Source organism: Isoptericola sp. NPDC057391 (genome assembly GCF_042668085.1).
Classification (GTDB): domain Bacteria; phylum Actinomycetota; class Actinomycetes; order Actinomycetales; family Cellulomonadaceae; genus Isoptericola.
This window is the reverse complement of sequence record NZ_JBHVBO010000322.1, coordinates 1-1831: the sequence shown is the minus strand read 5'-3', so window position 1 is coordinate 1831 and position 1831 is coordinate 1. Positions and strand designations below refer to the sequence as shown.

1 protein-coding gene is annotated in these 1831 nt (G+C 77.6%); it reads right to left on the bottom strand.

The window, feature by feature from the left end:
• Positions 1-1831 (bottom strand): ATP-dependent helicase (locus ACFUVW_RS20705; RefSeq protein WP_430573175.1); only part of this gene is annotated, 1831 nt, incomplete at both ends.

Genomic DNA, 1831 nt, shown 5'->3' with positions numbered 1-1831 from the left:
GGCGCCGTGGCGACCTCGACGTCGAGGCCGAGCGCGCGCTCGGCCGCCACCACCAGCTCCGGCAGCGAGAGGTAGGTGAGGCCCCGCAGCTCGCGCAGCAGCCGGGCCAGGGCCGACAGCCGGCCGTGTCCCGCGGCGGACAGGACACGGCCGTCCCGCGCCGGGCGCCCCGGGGCGGGCAGGTCGTCGAGCGCGTCGACGATCGAGCGGTGGTCCACGACGTCGCCCTCGACGACGACGGGGGCGTCGCCGTCGTCCTCCTCGGGCGCCTCGTCCCGTGCGGCATGGTGGTCGCCGGGACGGGCGCCGTCGGCCCGGGCCAGGTCGGACGCCCACGAGCCGAGGGCGTGCAGGTCGGAGGCGCCGAGGTTGACCCGCGGGCCGGTGAGCAGCCGCAGCAGCGAGTCGCCGCGCGACGGGTCGTGCACGGCCTCGAGGAGCGCGACGACGTCCACCACCTCCGGCGTGGACAGCAGCCCGCCCAGCCCCACGACCTCCACCGGCAGCCCGCGGCGCCGCAGCGCCACCTCGACCGCCGCGAACTGCGACCGTGCCCGGCACAGGACCGCGGCCGTCACACGGTCGGAGCCGTCCCGGCGGGTCGCGCGGCGCCAACGGGCCGCGACGAACTCGGCGGCCGCCTCCGCCTCCTCCTCGCTGGTCGCGGCGACGTGCGCGCGCACCACGCCGGTGCCCGCGCCGGGGCGCAGGTCCAGCGGCGGCACGTCCACGCCCGTGCCGGTCTGCCGGGTGCGCTCCCGCAGGGGCGCCGCGGCGACGTTCGCGGCCGCGAGCACGGCCGCGTCGTTGCGCCACGACGTGCTCAGGTACCGCACGGTGGCCGGCGCGCCGGCACGCGTCCGGAACCGCTCGCCGAAGCGGGCCAGGCCCGACGCCGAGGCGCCGCGCCAGCCGTAGATCGACTGGTGGGGGTCGCCCACCGCGGTCACGGCGTGCCCGCCGCCGAAGAGCCCGGCGAGCAGCTCGACCTGCGCGTACGACGTGTCCTGGTACTCGTCGAGCAGCACCACCGGGAAGCGGGAGCGCTCGGTCGCCCCCACCGCCGGCACCGACCGGGCGAGCTCGGCCGCGAAGGCGATCTGGTCGCCGAAGTCCAGCGAGTCCGCGACGCGCTTGCGGCGGCGGTACTCCGCGACGAGGTCGAGCAGCCGGGTGCGCTCCGCCACCGAGTCGATCAGCCCCTGGATCTCCTTGGTCCGCTTCTTCTGCCGCGGGCCGAGCGGCAGCGCGTCCAGGCGGGCGACCACGTCGGTCAGCGCGTCCCGCGCGTCGTCCACGGGCACCAGGTGCTCGCCGAGCTCGCCCGAGAGCGCGAGGACCGCCCCGACGACGGTGCTCACCGCGCGGTCGGTGCCGAGGTCGTCGGCCCACGACTCCACGACCTGCGCCGCGAGCTGCCACTGGTTCGCCTCCCCCAGCAGGCGCGAGCCCGGCTCGATGCCCAGCCGCAGCCCGTGGTCGGCGACGAGCGACGCCGCGTACGCGTTGTAGGTCGCGACCGTCGGGCGCGCGAGCAGGTCCAGGCCCGACGTCGCGCGCCCCTGCGCCCGGGCGAGCTGCGCGAGGCGGGACTGCACCCGCTGGGTGAGCTCGGCCGCCGCCTTGCGGGTGAAGGTCAGCCCGAGCACCTCCTCCGGGGCGACCAGGTCGTTGGCGATGAGCCACACCACGCGGGCCGCCATCGTCTCCGTCTTGCCCGACCCCGCGCCCGCGACGACGAGCACGGGCTCCAGCGGCGCCTCGATGACGGCCACCTGCTCGTCCGTGGGCGACGGCCGCCCCAGCAGCTCCGCGATCTCGCGCGCGGACA